Origin of the sequence: Mucilaginibacter sp. SJ (assembly GCF_028993635.1) — a bacterium.
Lineage (GTDB): Bacteria > Bacteroidota > Bacteroidia > Sphingobacteriales > Sphingobacteriaceae > Mucilaginibacter.
Genome location: NZ_CP118631.1, coordinates 4,012,975 through 4,032,659, shown reverse-complemented (window position 1 = coordinate 4,032,659; position 19,685 = coordinate 4,012,975). Strand labels below are relative to the sequence as shown.

Below are 19,685 nucleotides of genomic sequence, written 5' to 3'. Positions count from 1 at the left end.
TTGTTTAGTTTTTAGTGAGTGGTTGATAGGGTGAGTGGTTGATTAATTGCAAATTTAACCATTCACCTAATCAACCCAATAAACCATTCTCCAACCCCATTAATCATCACTGGTATCACCATTGCCATTGTATGCACTTTTACGTACAATAGGCATGCCAGCCGCTTTAAACAGGTCATCGAGCTTTAATAAACTGCCGTTGGCCAGGTTGGTGAGCAATACTATGGTAATGTCGTGTTTCATATCCCGCAGATAAATATGCCTGAACCCGTGCCACCAGCCGGTATGATAAATCACCTCCTCGCCCGGTGCAGTAAATGTACGCCAGCCGTAACCGTAGCTGAAATGCCCGTGCACCATCGGGTTACGCGGCACGTATGCCGAATCAAGTGTAGCCGGTTTTAGCAATAATCCTGCTCTTAAGGCCCGATCAAACAGGAACAGGTCACCAACTGTGCTGTAAATGCCTTTATCACCCACAGGGCCGTCCAAAAAGTTTTGCACTACCGAATAACGCCACTGGCCGCGGTCGTGCCCCACAACATCAACAGGTATTTTATCATAAACGGCCTTCGAGTAAACATGCGTATGCGCCATGCTGGCCGGTTTAAACACATTCTCCTGCATAAACTGGGCATAGCTCATTCCGCTCACTTTTTCAATGATGGAACCAAGCACCATAAAGTTGGAGTTGTTATACAGGAAACGCTTATTGGGCTCGTTGAAGCGCGTTGGCTTATAATCGGCAATCATTTTCATAGCCTCAGCATTGGTAAGCCCTTTGCGCTGGTTCAGGTGATTTTTCCGGTAAATATCGTCGATAAAATATACATAATTCATCATACCCGAGCGGTGCGTAAGTAACAAGCGAATAGTTACACCATCGTATGGAAAATCGGGAAAAAACTTTTTAACGTCATCGTCAAGCTTCAATTTGCCGCGTTCCATCAGCAGGAGGATGGCGGTTGATGTCATAGTTTTAGTTACCGAAGCCAGCTCAAATTGCGAACCGATTTTCAGGCTGTCGCGATGCAGGTAGTCGGCCCAGCCAATGGCTTTTTCATAAACTATTTTTCCTTTTTTTGCCACCAGCACATTACCGTTAAAACCGCGGGTACGATGCAGCTCCTGCATTACGGCATCTATCTTTTTATCAGCATTTTTAGGATTGTAGGCCAGCAACGCCGTGGTATCAAGCGGCCTGGCGGCAACCTGCGACTGCGATTGGTCTTTATTTTTATTTTTGGATGAACAGGCTAACAGTAACAGGGGGGCAGCACACACTACCAGGCTTTTGTACACTAATCTCATAAATCAATTTATCTCACACTAAACGAATGCGAAAATTAGAAATTATACAGCAGGTATTGATTAAAGTTTTAAAATTTTCTGTTAGTTAGCACAATTAGTATGTTTAAGTATGATTTTGTTGAAAAAATGCTTGTTTATTATGGCTCTGGTGCTTAGCACAGGGTTGGCGCATGCTCAAAATACGGATGTTAATAGTATTATTAAGGAGGGCATTAAGCTTAACAGCGAAAAAAATTATTCGGCAGCTATTGAAAAATATAAAGAGGCACTTGCCGCCGAGCCAGATAACGCGCAGGCCAACTATCAGCTGGCCTTCAGCCTCAATGCATCGGGCAAGGGTGCGGAAGCGGTACCTTATCTTAACAAAGTGATAAAAACAGGCGGCGACCTAACCGGGCCTGCTTATGAATTAATGGGCAGTATTTATGATACCGCTCATCAGCCGCAACAGGCCACCGACGCTTATAAAGAGGGGATCAAATTAAAGCCCGGTTATCAGCCGCTGTATTTTAACCTGGGGATAGCGTATTTCCGCGCGCAAAAATATGCCGAGGCCGAGCAGGCTGCCATTGAAGCTATTAAACTTGATCCTAAACATGCCAATAGCCAACGCTTGTACGGACTGGTAACTTTCCACCAAAACAAAAGGGTACCAGCATTGATGGGCCTGTGCAGCTTCCTGCTGCTCGACCCGGAAGGGCCCCGTGCAGATGAAGCCTATACCAACCTGCAAAGTTTACTAAAAGGCGGCGACCTGAAAGCAGCTAAAGCGGATCCGGAAACCTTGTTACTCAATAAAACCCTGAGCACCGCCGTTTCGGTTTCTGGCGGTCAGCTGGAAACCCAGTTGAAAAACATTTTTACGGCCGTTGGCAAACTTGGTGAAAAGCCGGGCAGACAAACCTTCTTTTGGAATTACTATGCAGCTTTTTTCTATAAACTGTCCCAATCTCAAAGCTTTTCAACGGCGGTTAAATTAATTGGCTTAAGCGCCGATAAAACAGCGGGAGCAAAGTGGCTGCAAAACAACGCAGACCAACGGAAGGCCCTGGAGGATTGGATGGCATCTGCTGAAAGAAAGTTTTAATTGCAAATTTATCGCCGATAAATCATCACTATGCCATATAGAAAATGATGATTTTATAATTTACATATCAATAATTGCGAAAGCCAAAGTTTTACTATTTTTGAGCACACAAAATTTAACGACATGAATTTTCCGGCTGAATTAAAATACACCAAAGACCACGAGTGGATTAAGGTTGAAGGCAATGTAGCTACCGTAGGCATCACCGAATTTGCTCAAAGTGAACTGGGCGACATTGTGTATGTTGATATTACTTCATTAGGTAAAGAGGTTGCTAAAGACGAAGTTTTTGGCACCGTTGAAGCAGTAAAAACGGTATCAGACCTGTTTATGCCTGTTGCCGGCACCGTAACCGAAGTTAACCCGGCATTAAATAACCAACCCGAACTGGTTAACACCGACCCATATGGCGAAGGCTGGATGGTAAAGATCACCGTAGCTGATGCTGCCGATGCTGACTCACTTTTATCTGCCGGCGATTATAAAACGGTTATCGGCGTATAAGATGAAGCTGTTTTTAAAATATCATGGGCCCGCTATTTTGTGGGCCTTATTTGTTTTAATTATTTGCTCGGTACATCTTGATTCTGTTGATAAATCCCCACTGTTTTTTAGGGGCTTTGATAAACTCACGCACTGCGGTTTGTTTTTCACCCTTATTGTACTGGTTTGTTTTGGTGTTATCAGGCAACAAAAACCACGGCGGATTACGTATACAAGGGCATTCGTGATATGGGCAACCAGTGTATTTTTCGGGGCGCTTATTGAAGTGCTGCAGGCATCTGTTTTTACTTGGCGCAGCGGCGACTGGAACGATCTTTTTTGCGATGTACTTGGAGCTTGTATGGGGATTTTTAGTGTAATGCTAACTGTTGAGGCAATTGGAAAAAAATGAAAAAAAATAAACTGGTTATTTTATTAGGCGCGCTGCTGTTAACAGCAGGTTCATCATGCGGCATTTTCCATAAGGGTTGCGGCTGTCCGCATTTCGGGAAAATTAAATCTGCCGATTCCAGATGTGCAGATGTGCAAATGATGGCTTAGCCAGGTAAATCTATATCAGCAAAGCACATTTACTATTCAATTTGCGGGTGTTCAATTTTTTAAAGTGTAAACACTGGCAATTATTTTCAAAAAAACACAACTGATAATCAACTACTTAATTTTGCTAACTATTAGCAAAGCACCCAACATGAACACATCAGCATTGATAATCAGCTACTTGCATTTTTTAGAAATTAAACGTTGAACACCCCCTTTTTAAAAATTGAACACTGACATAATTGTGTCAGTGAAGGCACCCAATATATGCTTTGCCGATCCGGAATCTGCAGATCTAAATCCTCACAACTGCATCTCGAATTGTCATTTACAAATCAAAAATCACCTGCACATTTAAAATCTGCACATCATAGCAAATCTTATTTGGATTTAATATAAATAAGCTTACATTTGCTACGTTTTATATTATAAATGATGAAGCTTTCACAACTGGAAATAGGCGAAACTGGTATTGTAAAGGAATTTACCGATCTTGAAATGTCAGTAAAACTGATGGAGATGGGCTGTTTACCCGGTGAAGAGGTCCGCATTTCGCGCATCGCCCCTCTTGGCGATCCTATTGCCATCAGCGTATCAGGCTACCAGCTTAGCTTACGCAGGTTTGAAGCATCCACCATCATTTTGCAGTAGTTTGTAAGCGTTGAAAACCAATATAAGAGTTGCACTTGTAGGAAATCCAAATACCGGTAAATCAACTCTCTTTAATATATTAACCGGGTTAAATCAAAAAATCGGAAACTTTCCGGGGGTTACTGTTGATAAAAAAACAGGCTTTTGCCAACTGCCTGACGGCCGCACGGCCGAAATAATTGACCTTCCGGGTACTTACAGCATCTATCCCAAAAGTAAAGACGAATCCATCGTATTTTCGGTACTGGCCGATAAATCAAAAGGCATGGTGCCCGATCTGGTTGTGGTGATCCTCGACGCATCCAATTTAAAACGCAACCTGCTGCTTTATACCCAGGTTGCGGACCTCAAGATCCCCGTAGTGGTGGCGCTTAACATGGTCGATGTGTCGGACAAGGCGGGCATCAAAATCAATATTGATCTTTTTGCCAAAAAACTGGGCGTTCCGGTAGTCCCTATCTCCGCCAGGAAAAATACAGGCATTGACAAGCTTAAAAGCGCCATTGCTTTTGCCAACAGCGTACCACTGCAACAAGATACTATTGATATTGAAAGCATCGCCCCGGACATCATAGCGCAAATAAAAGGGGAGATGCAGGTTGAAAATCCTTATGTGGCCTTGCAGCTTGCCCACCAGCACGAAACCCTGAGCTACCTTTCAACAGCCGAGAGCGACCGGATTGAACAACTGGAGCAGGAGCATTCTTTCCACTCGCAAAAGGCGCAGGCTACAGAAACCATCGCCCGTTACAACTTCATCAACGACCTGCTTTACGATACGGTAAAAAAAGCTGAAACGGCGCACGACGAAACCATAAGCAACAAGATAGATAAGATCCTTACCCATAAAGTATTTGGCTTTGTGATCTTCTTCGCCATCTTACTGTTCATATTCCAGGCTATCTTTTCATGGTCGGCCTACCCTATGTCGCTCATCGAAGACCTGTTTATCTTGCTGCAGGCCGGCGCTGCTAAAATACTGCCTGCCGGTCCGCTAAGCAGCCTGATCATCGACGGCGTATTGGCCGGCCTGAGCGGGGTATTGGTATTTATCCCGCAGATCGCCATCCTGTTCGCGCTCATCTCCATTTTAGAAGATACAGGCTACATGTCGCGCGTTACTTTTATGATGGATAAGGTGATGCGCAAGGTAGGGCTTAACGGCAAATCGGTAGTGCCGCTTATCGGCGGTTTTGCCTGCGCGGTACCTTCTATCATGAGCACCCGCACCATCGAAAACTGGAAGGACAGGATGATCACCATTATGGTTACTCCATTAGTAGCCTGCTCAGCCCGCCTGCCGGTTTATACCCTGCTGATTGCGCTGGTTGTACCCAACCGCAATGTTTGGTGGATCTTTAACCTGCAGGGCCTGGCGCTTACTGCCATGTATGTGCTCAGCATCTTTTCGGCGGTTATCGTGGCTTTTGTAATGAAGTTTATCCTGAAAGCCCGCGAACGCGGCTATTTTATTATGGAACTGCCCGTTTACCGCATGCCAAGGTGGAAAAACGTGATCTTTACCATGTATGACCGTTCAAAAACGTTCGTACTACAGGCCGGTAAAGTGATCATTGCTGTTTCGGTGATCCTGTGGGTAATGAAATCATACGGCCCCGGCGACAGGTTTGCGCAGATAGATAAACAATACGCCCAGCCGCAATACACTAAAACCATGACACCGGATAGCCTGACGAAGGTTATCGCATCCGAAAAACTGGAAAACTCATACGCCGGCGTATTTGGGCATGTTATTGAACCCGTTATTAAACCTCTTGGCTTCGATTGGAAGATAGGTATAGCCCTCATCAGCTCCTTTGCTGCCCGTGAAGTATTTGTGGGCACCATGGCCACCATTTACAGCGTGGAGGGCGATGCCGATAAGCTGCAATCGGTTCAGCAAAAAATGCACGAGGCTAAAAATCCGCAAACCGGAGAGCCGGTGTTCACCCTGGCTGTGGCCTTCTCCCTCATGATGTTTTACGCCTTCGCCATGCAATGTGCCAGTACGGTAGCCGTTGTTTATCGCGAAACCAAAGACTGGCGCTGGCCCGCTGCCCAGTTTGCCTATATGACCGCTCTGGCTTATACCGCATCATTTATTGTGTATCACTGGTTGAAGTAGTTTTTAGTTCATGGATCATAGTTGATGGTTCATAGCCCTAAATGTTTCAGCAATGTTTGCACTGCTGAAGTCTCCGACTTTGGATAGCGAAGTATATCAGGGGCTGAAGTAGTTTTAGTTCATAGTAAAAACTATTCTTACCAATACCTGCTTATTAAGTTTCGCTATTTAAAGCCCAGACTCCCGACAGCATCCGTGTTGAAGAAATTCATCACGCGTTGACACATGAGCAACCCGCTACCTCTTCAAACTCAAAATATCATGCACCGCATGCTCCGCTTTTGGGTATTGAAATATAAACCCGCTATCCAGTAAGCGTTTAGGTATTACCCAGCGGCTTTTTAAAATCAGTTCGGTTTCGGTGCCGATTACCATGGCGCCAACTTCCAGCAGCCACTGCGGTGCGGGCAAGCCGAATGGTGCGCCATAGGCCCGCCGGATGATGTGCATCATATCGGTGTTTTTTGTGCTTTCGGGCGCGGTGCAGTTAAATATACCATTTAATTCGGGGTGGTCTAACAGCCATTGGGTGCTCCGGGCTACATCATGCTCATGCACCCAGGCTATGTATTGCTGCCCATCGCCTTGTTTGCCGCCGAGGCCAAACCTAACCAGGTTAAGCAACCGCGGAAAAACACTGTCGCTTCGGCCTAACACAATGCCCATGCGCAGGGCAATTTTACGGGTATGGGGCGTATCTGTTTTAAAGAAAGCGCTTTCCCAGATGTTGCAAACATCAATAGAAAAGCCATAACCAATCTCACCGGTATCCTCATCCTGCGGACGGTCTTCGGCGTGGCGATAAATGGTGGCAGAAGTCACATTGATCCAAACCTTTGGCGGGTTTTCCATCTTATGGATCACCCTGCCTAATAGTTCGGTAGGTACAACCCTTGAACGGATGATCTCCCGCTTGTTCTTTTCGGTGTAGCGGCAGTTTACATTTTTGCCGCACAGGTTAATCAGCATATCGGCACCGGCAAGGTGAACCGTCCACCCCCCTTCGGTTTCACCATCCCAAACAGCGGTATGTACGTTGCCATCAACAGGTTTTTGTTTGCGGGCCAGGATGATCACCTCGTCTGCCAAATCGCGGTAGTATATGGCCAGCACGGTACCGAGATAACCATTGCCGCCGGCCAGTACGATTTTTTTATAAGCTTTCATGATCAGTTAAGGTTTAAAATAAGTAATAATAAAACGATACGATAGGTTACCCAGGTAATGGTAAGCACCCAGCCCAGCCCAAGCAATTTTGTACGGCGGATGTGTTCAAGGAACATCAATCCCGCTACAATCATAAAATACAGGGTATAAATCAGCGGACCGAATTGAAAAAAATGATTTACAACCAACCCGATCAGCAGTAATAAGCTGCCCGCAAAAGAGATGGTCATCATATTGCCGAGGTAGGTCCACAGATTACGGCGGTCAAAACTGCATATCGCTGCGCCCTGAAAAATGACTTGTCCGCCGCAGATCAGGTATTCGCGATAAGGATTTCCTAAAGGAACAATCCCGGTAAGCAGGTGTGCATAGGCTGTTAAGATAAAACCGGTACAAAACCAGGTGAACAACAAATACAATAAACGATAATGCAGCTTAAACGTAGGCTGGTATTCAAAGCCGGTTTCAGCAGCGGGGATAATTACCCTCCTGTTGTATGATATAAAGGCATAAACCTTGCTCATGAGCCAGATGAATGGTTTAAAAGCAAATAAGGGGGCAAATACAGGCCAGGTATTGGCAATTATTTTGAACAGACTTTTAACGCCGTAGGTAACCTCGCCGCTTTTCAGGTTAATTAAGGCTATTTCATTAACAGCCCGTTGCCTGTCATAAACAGGGCAGGTACCTGCATGTGCTTCCTGGTACACGGTGCGGCCATCAGGATCAAGCATCCCTGTTTTTACAAAGGCACCGGTATAAGCACGGCACATCGGGCATTCTGCATCAAACAGGATCATGTGGTTCTTAAGCGTTTTCATAACTTTCAGTGTTTTCTGAAACAAATATACAATATATTTTAAACTTTCAATAAATACTGAAAATTAAATTTAACCACTACCCTACATATTTAACATATTATTTCACCGATATTTAGTGTATGACAACCTATAAATTTATCCGCGATGAAACTGAATTGGTTCAATCTTTAATTGAATTTAATAAGGAGCCCATTTATCACAGAAAAATGGTTGGAAACAAACCTTTATATTTTGTCCACGCAATTATAGGAGAACAACATTTATTCGGGTTGTCAAAATTTTGTGCGTTCAAGGACATTACAAGCGATGATTATCTTTCAGGAAAGCGGCGTGAGACTGATGGGGGTAAAACCCAAAAACATATTGAGAAAGTGGTCAATAGACAATGGGAGCCATATGAGGGAATAGCAAAAAACATTCAAAAGGCATTCAAGCAATGGATTGAATCCTTTTTTCCACATTATAATATCTATAATGCCAACTTTTTAACCATCGAAGCAAAGCTTCTAAAAAAAGTAAAAGCGCAGAATAGAAGGTCAATAACTCAAGATGAATTGGAGATTTTATTAGACTTTAAGAAACGGATAGGTGCTATAGGCGAAGAAATTGCTATTACTTACGAAGCAGATAGGCTATTGAAACTTGGGGCAAGCTCACCATTGAATTATATCACCCATACCTCTAAAATAAACGCTAACGCTGGGTTTGATATTTATAGTGATTTCAATAAAAAGGTAAGATTTATAGAAGTAAAATCGAACGTAAATAATACAGGGGAAATATATCTCACAAGTAATGAACTTAGTACATTTAAATCGAATCCCGGGGAAGCATATATCTACTTAGTTAATATCACAAACCTCGAAAAAAAGGAAGGCATAGTTAGGGTTTTGAATGATGTAGATGAATTAGGTGAACGGGAAGCCATACTTTATAAAATAATTCGATAAACTTTTCCTCTCCCCCTCTTGCAAAATCAAATCTTATATATAACTTTGAACAACAAAGTACTTTTGATGAAAGAACAAGATATTCATGCAGAGTTAAGTTCCATCCGCGATCTGATGGAGCGTTCGGCCAAGTTTATTTCGCTTAGCGGCCTTTCGGGTGTGATGGCGGGCATCTATGCCTTCGCCGGCGCCGGCATAGGATACAGTTTGCTGCAGGGCGAGTATACTACCCTCAGAGAGCGCCATACTTACAATGAAGAATTGCTGGTCATAAAATTATTTATCGTGGCAATTGCGGTGCTTGTACTGTCTATTGGTACGGGGATCTTGTTATCGGTACGCAAAGCTAAAAAAAACGGTCAGCCATTTTGGAGCGCTGGCAGCAAACGCCTGCTCATTAATATGGCAATCCCATTGGTAAGCGGCGGTTTATTTACTATTATACTTGTTTATCGTGGTTATTATGGTGTTGTGGCGCCTGCTACATTGATATTTTATGGCATGTCGTTAGTTGCAGGCAGTCATTATACATATTCGGGTATTAGGAGCTTGGGGATATTGGAGATTTTATTAGGTTTGCTGTGTGCTGTAATGCCGGGTTACGGCTTAATTTTTTGGAGTGTGGGTTTCGGTCTGCTCCACATTATTTATGGTACAGTAATGCATTTTAGATACGATAAGTGAAGATATCATTAGATCAGTTTGATAAAGCCTTTGAAAACCGCATCCGCCTGCAAATCATGAGCGTATTGGTTGCTAATGAAAGCTACGACTTTAACTCGCTTAAGGAATTGCTCGACCTAACCGACGGTAACCTGGCATCGCACCTGAAAGCGCTGGAAAAGGAAGAATACATCCAGGTAGAGAAAACTTTCATCGGCCGCAAGCCAAATACACGTTACCTGGCGTCAGAAAAAGGCCGGGCCGCCTTCAAATTGCACCTCCTTGCCCTCGAAAATTTGATCAAACAACAAAAACTGTAATTTTTTTTATTCATAAACTTTGAAATACAAAGTACTTTTAATTTGCAAAACATGAAAAACCTTAAAGCAATTTTATTTAAAGATAGCACCGTTAAACTTGGCCTAATCCTAATCACTATATCTGCCGGGCTCTTCTTTTATGGAGGGGTCCGGCCTTTTTGAAGTCACCAGCTATTAAACAATAATAAATTGCTTCTTAGCGCCTTTGCGAGACAGAGCGATCGCTTTTAACCACATGCGGATTGAAAAATAATAAATGAAAAATTTTACACTAATTTTTACGTATTAATCGAATTACACGAATTGAATCAATTTAATATTCGTGTAATTCGATTAATTGTGGAGAGCTTGTAAAGCATTTGTGTAGAAATTTTTTAATATAAAATTGGTAAAACGGATCGAATTATGAGGTTTCCCTACATTGCATGAAACATAAATAAACTTCCATAATTTTCTTATTACTTTTACAAAAACCAATGGGTTATTCATGAGTAATACCTTTAACCGACCAATCCGTGTTTTAGTTGCCAAAGTAGGGCTCGATGGCCATGACCGCGGCGCGCGCATTATTGCCACTTCGCTGCGCGATGCAGGTATGGAAGTTATTTATACCGGGCTACGCCAAACCCCCGAAATGGTGGTGAATACAGCCCTGCAGGAGGATGTGGACGCCATTGGCATTTCTATACTTTCGGGCGCGCATATGACGGTATTTCCACGCATCATTAATCTCATTAAAGAGAAAAAAATGGATGATGTTTTGGTTACCGGCGGTGGTATTATTCCGCATGAAGATATGCTCGAGCTGCAAAAACTGGGTGTTGGCGAGCTTTTTCCGCCTGGCACCAGCACGCAGGATATTGTAAAATATATAACCGCTTGGGTACATGAACACCGCAATTTCTAATACCTATGGAATTTCAAAATTTGCTGATAACAAACAAGGGCCGCGTTCAATTAATCACCATTAACCGCGAAAGCAAACTGAACGCTCTTAATAAGGATACGCTGGCCGAACTGCATAGCGCTTTTACCGACGCTTTCCAAAATCCGGAAGTAGGTGGTATCATCATTACCGGAGCCGGACCAAAAGCATTTGTTGCAGGGGCTGATATCAGTGAGTTTGCAGCGCTGAATATTGAAGGAGGTGCACAGCTTTCGCGTACTGGCCACACCGCAGTTTTTGATTTAATAGCTAATGGCAGCAAGCCTGTAATAGCAGCGGTAAATGGTTTTGCTTTGGGCGGAGGGCTTGAGCTGGCTATTGCCTGCCATATCCGTATAGCAGCTGACAATGCTAAAATGGGCTTGCCCGAAGTAACTTTGGGGTTGATCCCCGGCTATGGGGGTACACAGCGCCTCACCCAACTGGTTGGCAAAGGCAAAGCGATGGAAATGATCCTAACCGCCGATATGATTACTGCCGCCGATGCCCTGCAATATGGCCTGGTTACCCACGTAGTTAACCCCGAAGAACTATTAACTAAAGCCGAAGAGATCCTGAATAAAATACTATCCCGTGCCCCCTTGGCGCTTGCTGCTGCTATCCGCAGTATTAATGCCGCTTATACCGATGGCGTTAACGGCTATGAAACCGAAATAGCCGAGTTTGGCAAATGCTTCGGCACAAAAGATTTTAAAGAAGGCGTAGCAGCCTTTATGGAAAAACGGAAAGCTGAATTTAAAGGGAATTAGAAGCTAAAAGCGGAATGCAGAAAGCTTAAAGCTATGCCATCGTGGTGTAACGACAAGCGTTTGTAATAATAAAAGCGGGGGATTGTGCGATTCCCTCCCCTGGGAGGGTGTAGGGAGGGGTTTCATCGATAAGTGTTGATTTTGCAAGGTGCTTAACCCCTCCCTGCCACTACACACCGCCGCCGCACCCCTCCCGAGGGAGGGAATTAAAAACTTCATAACGCTAACGAAGATCAGGAATTAAAAAAAGCGGGTTGAGCCAAAGGCTCAACCCGCTTTAAAATTTTCAAACTCCCCCTTTAGGGGGCTGGGGGGCGAGAGCTTACTTTTTACCCCAGCCGTCTTTCAAGGTAACGGTACGGTTAAACACTAATTTATCTTCAGTTGAGTTTTTATCTAAAGTAAAATAACCTTTACGCATAAACTGAACCGGCTTGCCCAACTCGGCATTAACCAGGTCGGGCTCAATGTATACTGTTGACAATACATGCAGGCTGTTAGGGTTGATATAATCTTTAAAGTCGCCATCCTCATTTGAAGGGTCTTCAACCTGGAATAAACGGTCATATAACCTTACTTCGGCAGTTTTGGCGTGTTCAACACTCACCCAGTGGATGGTGCCTTTTACATTAATGCCGCTGGTATCATGGCCTGATTTTGATTCGGGCAGGTAGCTGCAATGGATCTCGGTGATGTTACCATCGGCATCTTTAACAATGCTTTCGCCTTTAATGATATAAGCGTTTTTTAGGCGAACCATCAGCCCGATACCCAGGCGGAAGAATTTTTTAGGCGCAACTTCCATAAAGTCCTCACGCTCTATCCACAACTCACGGCCAAATGGAATATCCCTGCCGCCATCGCCGCCTTCAACTTCGGGGTTGTTTTCGCCGTGCATTATTTCGGTTCCGCCTTCGGGATAATTATCCAGGATCAGCTTAACCGGATCAAGCACAGCCATACGGCGCCAAGCAGTTTTGTTCAGGTCTTCGCGGATACAGAACTCCAGCAAGCCAACATCTATCATGTTTTCGCGTTTGGCAACGCCAATGCGCTCACAAAACTCACGGATAGAAGCAGGGGTATAACCACGGCGGCGTAAACCGCTGATAGTAGGCATACGCGGATCGTCCCAGCCATCAACATAGTTTTCGTTAACCAGCTGCAGCAATTTGCGCTTGCTCATTACCGTATAGTTAAGGTTTAAGCGGGCAAACTCGTATTGTTTTGACGGGAAAATATTCAGTTTTTCAATAAACCAATCGTACAACGGACGGTGAGGTACAAACTCCAGCGTACAGATAGAGTGCGTGATCTCTTCAATAGCATCCGATTGCCCGTGAGCAAAATCATACATGGGGTAAATACACCATTTATCGCCTGTACGATGGTGATGAGCGTGTTTAATACGGTACATCAATGGGTCGCGCAGGTGCATGTTAGGCGATGCCAGGTCAACCTTGGCACGCAGTACTTTCGCGCCGTCGGGGTATTTGCCATCCTTCATATCGGCAAACAGCTGCAGGTTTTCCTCTACGGAGCGACTGCGGTATTGGTTTGGCGTACCCGGTTCGGTAGGTGTACCTTTCTGGGCGGCTATTTCTTCGGCTGTGCTGTCATCAACATAGGCCAGGTTATTTTTGATCAATTCAACGGCAAAGGCATACAGCTGATCGAAATAATCAGAAGCATAAAGCTCATTAGCCCAATCAAAGCCAAGCCATTTTACATCTTCCTTAATGCTGTCAACATATTCAACATCCTCTTTAACGGGGTTGGTATCGTCAAAACGGAGGTTGGTAAGGCCATTGTATTTTTTTGCCAAACCAAAGTTAAGGCAAATTGACTTGGCATGACCAATATGCAGGTAACCATTAGGTTCGGGCGGGAAACGGGTAAGTACACGGTTGTCGTTTTTACCGGCAGCCAAATCTTCCTCAACAATTTCCTCTATAAAGTTCAGTGATCTTTCTTCGCTCATAAATTAGTATAGCAATATGGGCAAAAGTAACAAAATTTTAGGCGGCTGTGGACATTATCACAGGATATTCGGTTGTGTATTATTGGCAAGCAGATCAGCTTCAGTGAAAACGGGCAGAACATGCCGGAGATGTTCGGTTGCAAGGACATAGCAACTTTTGCAGAAGCCGGGGGTGTTAATCGGGGCAAATAATTACGGCCGGTGGTTGGTTTATAGGTATTAATGAGTTTCCTCCGGTCGGTTGTCTTCGTGCCTTATAATGATGTGATTGTAAGTTGTTAATTATTAATTATGTTTTCCTAATCGGTTTTATAATATTGGGCGTTGCCTGCGGCCCGGGCTATCCGTTGCAAGTCCTCGCTTTGCCCCTACGCTCTCCCTCGTTCGCTGCGGGCTTTCCACTTCTATCCCTAACGCGCCCCTTGCACAACCCAACAACAATACCAAAATCTAAAGCCTGTAATCGTTCAATAATTACTTTTTAAAAAATTTTAAAAAGATAGAATTTTAATATATACATCACACATAAATTATTAAATTACGCCCACCATTTAAACCAGCATGAAACTGGTGCGGGGCAACAAAAAAACAAACAATTTAAACCCGGAACAGCTTCATCAACCAAACAACCAACCGATGAAAATTACATCATTTGAAGAGTACAAAAAAGTTTACCAGCAAAGTGTTGAGCAGCCCGAGCAGTTTTGGGCCGGCATTGCCGATAATTTTTTATGGCAAAAAAAGTGGGACACCGTACTGGACTGGAACTTTAAGGAGCCTAAAATCAAATGGTTCCAGGGTGCAAAACTCAATATTACCGAAAACTGCCTCGACCGTCACCTCGAAGCTCTTGGCGATAAACCGGCTATCATCTGGGAACCTAACGACCCGGAAGAGGATCACCGCATTTTAACGTACCGCCAGTTGCATGATAAAGTATGCCAGTTTGCCAACGTGCTTAAAAACAACGGTGCAAAAAAAGGTGATCGTGTTTGTATCTATATGCCCATGATCCCCGAGCTGGCTATTGCTGTTTTGGCTTGTGCGCGCATCGGTGCTATCCATTCGGTAGTGTTTGGTGGTTTTTCTGCACAGTCCATTGCCGATAGGATCAATGATGCCGAGTGCAGCATCGTGATCACCTGCGATGGCGGCAAGCGTGGCAATAAGGAAGTGCCGCTCAAAACTGTGATTGATGATGCTTTGGTACAATGTCGTTCGGTTAGAAAAGTTATTGTGCTTACCCGCAGCCGCACACCGGTATCCATGATCAAAGGCCGCGATGTTTGGTGGGAAGATGAGATCAAAAAAGTGGAAACACAAGGTAACCCAAGCTGCCCTGCCGAAGTGATGGATGCCGAAGATATGCTCTTTATCCTGTACACATCTGGCTCAACAGGTAAACCCAAAGGTGTGGTACATACCTGCGGCGGGTATATGGTTTATACAGGTTATACTTTTGCCAACGTATTCCAGTACAACCAGGGCGAGGTATATTTCTGTACTGCCGATATCGGCTGGATCACCGGTCACTCTTATATCGTATATGGCCCGCTTTCGCAGGGCGCTACTACGCTGATGTTTGAAGGGATCCCAACTTATCCTGATTGCGGTCGTTTCTGGGAGATCGTAGATAAATTCAAAGTAAACATATTATATACCGCGCCAACAGCTATCCGCTCACTGATGAGTTTTGGGCTGGATAACGTAAATAATAAAGACCTGAGCTCTCTTAAAAAATTGGGCTCCGTAGGTGAGCCTATCAATGAGGAAGCATGGCATTGGTTTGATGACAATATCGGCAAAAACCGCTGCCCGATTGTTGACACCTGGTGGCAAACCGAAAATGGCGGTATCATGATTTCTCCTATCGCCGGCATTACCCCAACCAAACCGGGGTATGCCACCTTACCATTACCTGGCGTACAACCCGTATTGGTTGACGAAAACGGCAAAGTGATTGAAGGCAACGGTGTAAGCGGCAACCTGTGTATCAAATTTCCGTGGCCGGGCATGCTGCGTACTACTTATGGCGATCATGAGCGCTGCCGCACCACTTACTTCGCCACTTACGAAAACATGTATTTCACCGGGGATGGCTGCCTGCGCGATCAGGATGGCTATTACCGCATTACCGGTCGCGTGGATGACGTACTGAACGTATCCGGTCACCGTATAGGCACTGCCGAAGTGGAGAATGCCATCAACATGCATAGCAGCGTGGTGGAATCGGCGGTGGTGGGTTATCCGCACGATATTAAAGGCCAGGGTGTTTATGCCTATGTGGTGAGCCCCGATAAGCATGGCGATGAGGACATTACCCGCAAGGATATCATCATGACGGTATCACGTATCATTGGCCCGATAGCCAAACCTGATAAGATCCAGTTTGTAACCGGCTTGCCAAAAACGCGTTCGGGCAAGATCATGCGCCGCATTTTGCGCAAGATAGCCGAGGGCGATACCTCGAACCTGGGCGATACCAGCACTTTGCTTGATCCGGCAGTAGTTGACGAGATCAAGGCAGGGGCTTTGTAATATTTAAGAAAAACTAATTCGCATTTTTGGTAAATGCGGCCCAAACATAAAACGGGATCCCGGCCATCAGCAGTAAAAAGCCGTAATAAACAGCCTCCTGCCCGGCTCCCGCAATAGCCCAAAGCGCATAGGCAAAAGCCAGCATAGCCAGTGCTATAGCTCCGGCCCAGCCCCCTGCCTTTGGGCTTTTTCGTACCCGGATAACCAGGTAAGCCGCTGCCGATAACAAATAGGGGATCAAAACGCTCAACAGCGAAAGCAGCAGCAGAAATTTAAATTGTGTTACCAGGCCTTTGGTATAATTCATGGTCATGAACAGTGATACCATAATACTGCTGATGATAATACCCATATAAGGTACACCCTTTTTATTAGTGCGGCTGAATATCGGCGGAAAAAGCTGATCTTTTGAAATAGCATAAGGCACTTGTCCCTGTAGCAATGTCCACCCGTTCAGCGAACCGAAAGCGGCGATGGCAATACCGGCGCTTACCCAGTAGCGGGCGCTGCTGCCGTAGATGATCACCGCGGTATCGGCATAAGGTGTAAGTGATTTTTGCAGCTGCGCCGCCGGGATAATGCCGATCACACTTACACTCCCCAGTATATAAATGAAGGTGGTAATAAGCAGTCCCAGCATAGTTGCCCTGGCTACCGTTTTTTCGGGATTGGCCACGCTGCCCGAAGGTACGGTGGCGCTTTCAATACCAATAAAAGCAAACATGGTCATGGTAGCCGTTGCCTGCAGGGCGCTGACTATGCCGGTGCCGCTGGCGTTAAAAGGTTTAAAGTTTGCCGCCTTAATGAAAAACAAACCGCCGATAGCTACCAGCAGCAGTGGTAACACCTTTAAAATGGTGGTAACCAATTGCAGCTTGCCGCCGGTAACAACGCCCAACGTATTGATATAAGCTAATAACCAGATAGAACATAAACCGGTAATCACAGCAATAACACTGCTGCTTCCCAATATTGGAAAAAAGGTACTTAAGGCGCTCACAAACGAGATAGTAATGGCAGCGTTGGCACAGGCCACAGCAAGGTAGTATCCCCAGGCCACTAAAAATCCAATGAAATCGCCCAACCCGTCGCGGGTGTAGGCATATGGGCCGCCGGTAGCATGGGGCAACAGCTTGCTCAGGTTACTGAAAACCCGGGCTAAAAAGAACGAGCCTATTGCCGAGAACACCCAGCCCAGCAAACCAATACTCCCGAACGAAGCCATAGCCGCTGGCATCAGGAAAATGCCTGCACCAATCATATTGCCAATCACCAGCGAAGTACTGGTCCACAGGCCTAATTTGTTTTTTTCGGGATGAGTTTCGGGCATGGATCTTTTGTTTTGTTGAAAAGATAGGATTTTTTGGGATAACATGATATCCTTACATCCGGCCCATGTTATAATATTTAGTCTCTCAGCCAATAAAAATGAATCTTCCTAAACATTTACCTGCAAAATCGCTTTTATAGCAGGACATTGCCGTTTAATACCAATCCTGCATTTAGATAACCTGTTCGTCTCAAATGAAAAGCAAAAAAACTATGACCGGCGTGATGCTGGTGCTGTGTGCACTGTTGATTATCAGTTTTAAAAATATAGGCCATAACACTGTACCGCCTGCTGCTGACACCACCAATGGCGGCCTGTTCCTGCCCGGCAAGTTTAAAGCTGCTGTGGTGGTAGATAGCCTGGAAGGCCGCGCACGTCATATCGCGGTGAATACCAATGGCGATATTTATGTAAAACTCCGCTTCCCCGATTCTATCGGCGGCAACGTTGCCCTGCGTGATACTAACGGCGATGCCCGGGCAGACATCATTAAAAAGTTTGCCAATTATGAAGACAAAGGCCCCTATGGCACAGGCATGAGGGTACATAAAGGATACCTGTACTTCAGCTCGGAGGCAAATGTTTATCGAACAAAATTAAATCCGCAAACATTGGTACCCGATGCCCCGCTCGAATTGATTTTGCATGATGCTACCGCCCCGCATGAACATGATGCTAAACCCCTGGCCTTTGATAATGCCGGACATATGTACGTGGCGTTCGGAGCACCCTCAAACGCCTGCCAGGAGCAAAACAGGGTGCCCGGTTCAAAAGGGATCAAGGGCTGCCCGCTGCTGAAACAATACGGGGGTATCTGGCAGTTTGATGAGGCCAAACCTAACCAGGTACAGACTGATGGGATCCGCTATGCTACCGGCATGCGCAGCGTTGTTGCTATGGACTGGAATACTGCCGATAATTGCCTGTATGTGGTGGCCCATGGCCGTGACGACCTGCGCCTGCAGTTCCCTAAAATATTCAGCGCCTGGCAAAGCGCGGTACTGCCGGCCGAAGAGTTTATTAAAGTAAAAAAAGGCACGGATGTAGGCTGGCCATACTATTATTACGATCCTATTAAAAAGAAAAAACTTCTGAACCCGGAGTATGGCGGCGATGGCATAAAAGCCGGCAACGGCGCTAAATACACCCAGCCTATCATGGCATTCCCCGCGCACTGGGCCCCCAACGACCTGTTTTTTTATACCGGCGATCAGTTCCCGGCAAGATATAAAAACGGGGCTTTTATTGCCTTTCATGGTTCAACCAACAGATCGCCTTATCCGCAGGCCGGCTTTTTTGTATGCTTTGTACCCTTTAAAAACGGCAAACCTTTTGGGCAATGGGAAATTTTTGCCGATGGCTTTACCAGAAAAAACACGGTAGTAAGCGTGAGTGACGCGGCTTACCGGCCAATGGGGCTGGCCACGGGGCCCGATGGTTCCTTATACATCAGCGAAACAGAGGAAGGAAAGATCTGGAAAATTTCCTACACGGGTAACAAAGCCGGGTTTGGCAAGGCCGAACTTGCCAAAATGGAGCTCCGTAAAAAACTACCGGGTTTCAGATTGCCCGATGTTTTAAAGAGCGATCTGCAAACCGGCATGCTCAAAGGCGGCGCTAAAATTTACAATACCTATTGCGCCAACTGTCATCAAAAAAATGGCCGCGGCGATGGCAATATGATCCCGCCGCTTAGCGGATCGGAGTGGGTAACCGGCGGTAAGTTTATGGAAAAAGACCTCGCTATAAGGGTACTGCTTAATGGCCTCGATGGCCCTATCAAGGTGAAAAACAGGCCTTACAACAGCGCCATGCCCAAGCATAATTTTTTAAGTGATGCTGATATCGCGGCGGTACTTACCTATATCCGCAATAATTTTGGTAATAACAGCAGCCTGGTTACCGCGGCGGAGGTAAAAAAGGTAAGGGCTGAGCTGGGTAAATAAGATTAAGCCGGGAACCTATTTGCATTTTTTAATATTAACCGGATATGCTATTTTTATGG

At 45.2% G+C, this 19,685-nt stretch carries 18 protein-coding genes; 13 read left to right on the top strand and 5 right to left on the bottom strand.

All coding sequences use genetic code 11. From position 1 onward, the window contains the following. Positions 1–99 precede the first annotated feature (99 nt). On the bottom strand, positions 100–1,311 hold the full coding sequence (locus MusilaSJ_RS16345; protein WP_274985991.1) for a serine hydrolase domain-containing protein: 1,212 nt from the start codon (positions 1,309–1,311) through the stop codon (positions 100–102). Positions 1,312–1,450: 139 nt separating this feature from the next. Here MusilaSJ_RS16345 and MusilaSJ_RS16340 point away from each other — a divergent pair, with 139 nt between their 5' ends. From MusilaSJ_RS16340 to feoB, 6 genes are all read left to right on the top strand, one after another. After that, positions 1,451–2,398 carry a tetratricopeptide repeat protein gene (locus MusilaSJ_RS16340; protein ID WP_274985990.1) on the top strand — a complete coding sequence of 316 codons (948 nt, stop codon included), beginning with the start codon at positions 1,451–1,453 and terminating at the stop codon, positions 2,396–2,398. Between the two features lie 123 nt (positions 2,399–2,521). Further along, positions 2,522–2,902 carry a glycine cleavage system protein GcvH gene (gcvH, locus tag MusilaSJ_RS16335; protein WP_090532379.1) on the top strand — a complete coding sequence of 127 codons (381 nt, stop codon included), beginning with the start codon at positions 2,522–2,524 and terminating at the stop codon, positions 2,900–2,902. A 1-nt stretch (position 2,903) separates the two neighbouring features. Further along, entirely contained in the window at positions 2,904–3,293 is a 390-nt protein-coding gene (locus MusilaSJ_RS16330) for a VanZ family protein (protein ID WP_274985989.1), read from the top strand. Continuing rightward, positions 3,290–3,442: a hypothetical protein gene (locus MusilaSJ_RS16325; RefSeq protein ID WP_167516302.1), complete on the top strand. Its 153-nt coding sequence runs from the start codon at positions 3,290–3,292 to the stop codon at positions 3,440–3,442. The genes MusilaSJ_RS16330 and MusilaSJ_RS16325 overlap by 4 nt, the downstream gene beginning before the upstream one ends. 432 nt (positions 3,443–3,874) lie before the next feature. Next, on the top strand, positions 3,875–4,090 hold the full coding sequence (locus MusilaSJ_RS16320; RefSeq protein WP_090532383.1) for a FeoA family protein: 216 nt from the start codon (positions 3,875–3,877) through the stop codon (positions 4,088–4,090). Positions 4,091–4,100: 10 nt separating this feature from the next. Continuing rightward, complete coding sequence (feoB, locus tag MusilaSJ_RS16315; protein WP_274985988.1) at positions 4,101–6,215, top strand: ferrous iron transport protein B; 2,115 nt, start codon at positions 4,101–4,103, stop codon at positions 6,213–6,215. Positions 6,216–6,452: 237 nt separating this feature from the next. On the opposite strand, the gene MusilaSJ_RS16310 is transcribed toward feoB, so the two are convergent. After that, positions 6,453–7,382 carry a TIGR01777 family oxidoreductase gene (locus tag MusilaSJ_RS16310; RefSeq protein ID WP_274985987.1) on the bottom strand — a complete coding sequence of 310 codons (930 nt, stop codon included), beginning with the start codon at positions 7,380–7,382 and terminating at the stop codon, positions 6,453–6,455. A gap of 2 nt (positions 7,383–7,384) precedes the next feature. Beyond that, positions 7,385–8,203 (bottom strand): DCC1-like thiol-disulfide oxidoreductase family protein, encoded by an 819-nt coding sequence (locus MusilaSJ_RS16305; protein ID WP_274985986.1) that lies wholly within the window; start codon positions 8,201–8,203, stop codon positions 7,385–7,387. Positions 8,204–8,322: 119 nt separating this feature from the next. Here MusilaSJ_RS16305 and MusilaSJ_RS16300 point away from each other — a divergent pair, with 119 nt between their 5' ends. The 5 genes from MusilaSJ_RS16300 (at position 8,323) to MusilaSJ_RS16280 (ending at position 11,831) form a co-directional block, all read left to right on the top strand. Further along, positions 8,323–9,153, top strand: a complete 831-nt coding sequence (locus MusilaSJ_RS16300) for a protein NO VEIN domain-containing protein (RefSeq protein ID WP_274985985.1) — start codon at positions 8,323–8,325, stop codon at positions 9,151–9,153. Positions 9,154–9,219: 66 nt separating this feature from the next. Next, the gene (locus MusilaSJ_RS16295) at positions 9,220–9,837 is read left to right on the top strand and encodes a hypothetical protein (protein ID WP_274985984.1); all 618 of its coding nucleotides are present in this window, start codon (positions 9,220–9,222) and stop codon (positions 9,835–9,837) included. Beyond that, a complete protein-coding gene (locus MusilaSJ_RS16290) occupies positions 9,834–10,136 on the top strand; it encodes a winged helix-turn-helix domain-containing protein (protein WP_274985983.1) in 303 nt (100 codons plus the stop codon). The genes MusilaSJ_RS16295 and MusilaSJ_RS16290 overlap by 4 nt, the downstream gene beginning before the upstream one ends. Before the next feature lie 487 nt (positions 10,137–10,623). Then, positions 10,624–11,043: a cobalamin B12-binding domain-containing protein gene (locus MusilaSJ_RS16285; RefSeq protein ID WP_090532397.1), complete on the top strand. Its 420-nt coding sequence runs from the start codon at positions 10,624–10,626 to the stop codon at positions 11,041–11,043. A gap of 5 nt (positions 11,044–11,048) precedes the next feature. Continuing rightward, positions 11,049–11,831: an enoyl-CoA hydratase/isomerase family protein gene (locus MusilaSJ_RS16280; protein WP_274985982.1), complete on the top strand. Its 783-nt coding sequence runs from the start codon at positions 11,049–11,051 to the stop codon at positions 11,829–11,831. A 322-nt stretch (positions 11,832–12,153) separates the two neighbouring features. Here MusilaSJ_RS16280 and MusilaSJ_RS16275 read toward each other — a convergent pair whose 3' ends face one another. Beyond that, the gene (locus MusilaSJ_RS16275; protein WP_274985981.1) at positions 12,154–13,812 is read right to left on the bottom strand and encodes a glutamine--tRNA ligase/YqeY domain fusion protein; all 1,659 of its coding nucleotides are present in this window, start codon (positions 13,810–13,812) and stop codon (positions 12,154–12,156) included. A gap of 636 nt (positions 13,813–14,448) precedes the next feature. Here MusilaSJ_RS16275 and acs point away from each other — a divergent pair. Beyond that, the gene (gene acs / locus MusilaSJ_RS16270) at positions 14,449–16,350 is read left to right on the top strand and encodes an acetate--CoA ligase (RefSeq protein WP_274985980.1); all 1,902 of its coding nucleotides are present in this window, start codon (positions 14,449–14,451) and stop codon (positions 16,348–16,350) included. 13 nt (positions 16,351–16,363) lie between these two features. On the opposite strand, the gene MusilaSJ_RS16265 is transcribed toward acs, so the two are convergent. Beyond that, positions 16,364–17,680, bottom strand: coding sequence for an amino acid permease (locus tag MusilaSJ_RS16265; RefSeq protein WP_090532403.1), 1,317 nt, complete (start codon positions 17,678–17,680; stop codon positions 16,364–16,366). A 194-nt stretch (positions 17,681–17,874) separates the two neighbouring features. On the opposite strand from MusilaSJ_RS16265, the gene MusilaSJ_RS16260 reads away from it, so the two are divergent. Further along, positions 17,875–19,626: a PQQ-dependent sugar dehydrogenase gene (locus MusilaSJ_RS16260; protein WP_274985979.1), complete on the top strand. Its 1,752-nt coding sequence runs from the start codon at positions 17,875–17,877 to the stop codon at positions 19,624–19,626. Positions 19,627–19,685 lie beyond the last annotated feature (59 nt).

What these genes read in the sequence shown, in the direction of transcription:
- MusilaSJ_RS16345 (WP_274985991.1), bottom strand. Translation starts at nt 1,311, where the DNA reads ATGAGATTAGTGTACAAAAGCCTGGTAGTGTGTGCTGCCCCCCTGTTA.
- MusilaSJ_RS16340 (WP_274985990.1), top strand. Translation starts at nt 1,451, where the DNA reads ATGGCTCTGGTGCTTAGCACAGGGTTGGCGCATGCTCAAAATACGGAT.
- gcvH (WP_090532379.1), top strand. Translation starts at nt 2,522, where the DNA reads ATGAATTTTCCGGCTGAATTAAAATACACCAAAGACCACGAGTGGATT.
- MusilaSJ_RS16330 (WP_274985989.1), top strand. Translation starts at nt 2,904, where the DNA reads ATGAAGCTGTTTTTAAAATATCATGGGCCCGCTATTTTGTGGGCCTTA.
- MusilaSJ_RS16325 (WP_167516302.1), top strand. Translation starts at nt 3,290, where the DNA reads ATGAAAAAAAATAAACTGGTTATTTTATTAGGCGCGCTGCTGTTAACA.
- MusilaSJ_RS16320 (WP_090532383.1), top strand. Translation starts at nt 3,875, where the DNA reads ATGAAGCTTTCACAACTGGAAATAGGCGAAACTGGTATTGTAAAGGAA.
- MusilaSJ_RS16310 (WP_274985987.1), bottom strand. Translation starts at nt 7,382, where the DNA reads ATGAAAGCTTATAAAAAAATCGTACTGGCCGGCGGCAATGGTTATCTC.
- MusilaSJ_RS16305 (WP_274985986.1), bottom strand. Translation starts at nt 8,203, where the DNA reads ATGAAAACGCTTAAGAACCACATGATCCTGTTTGATGCAGAATGCCCG.
- MusilaSJ_RS16300 (WP_274985985.1), top strand. Translation starts at nt 8,323, where the DNA reads ATGACAACCTATAAATTTATCCGCGATGAAACTGAATTGGTTCAATCT.
- MusilaSJ_RS16295 (WP_274985984.1), top strand. Translation starts at nt 9,220, where the DNA reads ATGAAAGAACAAGATATTCATGCAGAGTTAAGTTCCATCCGCGATCTG.
- MusilaSJ_RS16285 (WP_090532397.1), top strand. Translation starts at nt 10,624, where the DNA reads ATGAGTAATACCTTTAACCGACCAATCCGTGTTTTAGTTGCCAAAGTA.
- MusilaSJ_RS16280 (WP_274985982.1), top strand. Translation starts at nt 11,049, where the DNA reads ATGGAATTTCAAAATTTGCTGATAACAAACAAGGGCCGCGTTCAATTA.
- MusilaSJ_RS16275 (WP_274985981.1), bottom strand. Translation starts at nt 13,812, where the DNA reads ATGAGCGAAGAAAGATCACTGAACTTTATAGAGGAAATTGTTGAGGAA.
- acs (WP_274985980.1), top strand. Translation starts at nt 14,449, where the DNA reads ATGAAAATTACATCATTTGAAGAGTACAAAAAAGTTTACCAGCAAAGT.
- MusilaSJ_RS16265 (WP_090532403.1), bottom strand. Translation starts at nt 17,680, where the DNA reads ATGCCCGAAACTCATCCCGAAAAAAACAAATTAGGCCTGTGGACCAGT.
- MusilaSJ_RS16260 (WP_274985979.1), top strand. Translation starts at nt 17,875, where the DNA reads ATGAAAAGCAAAAAAACTATGACCGGCGTGATGCTGGTGCTGTGTGCA.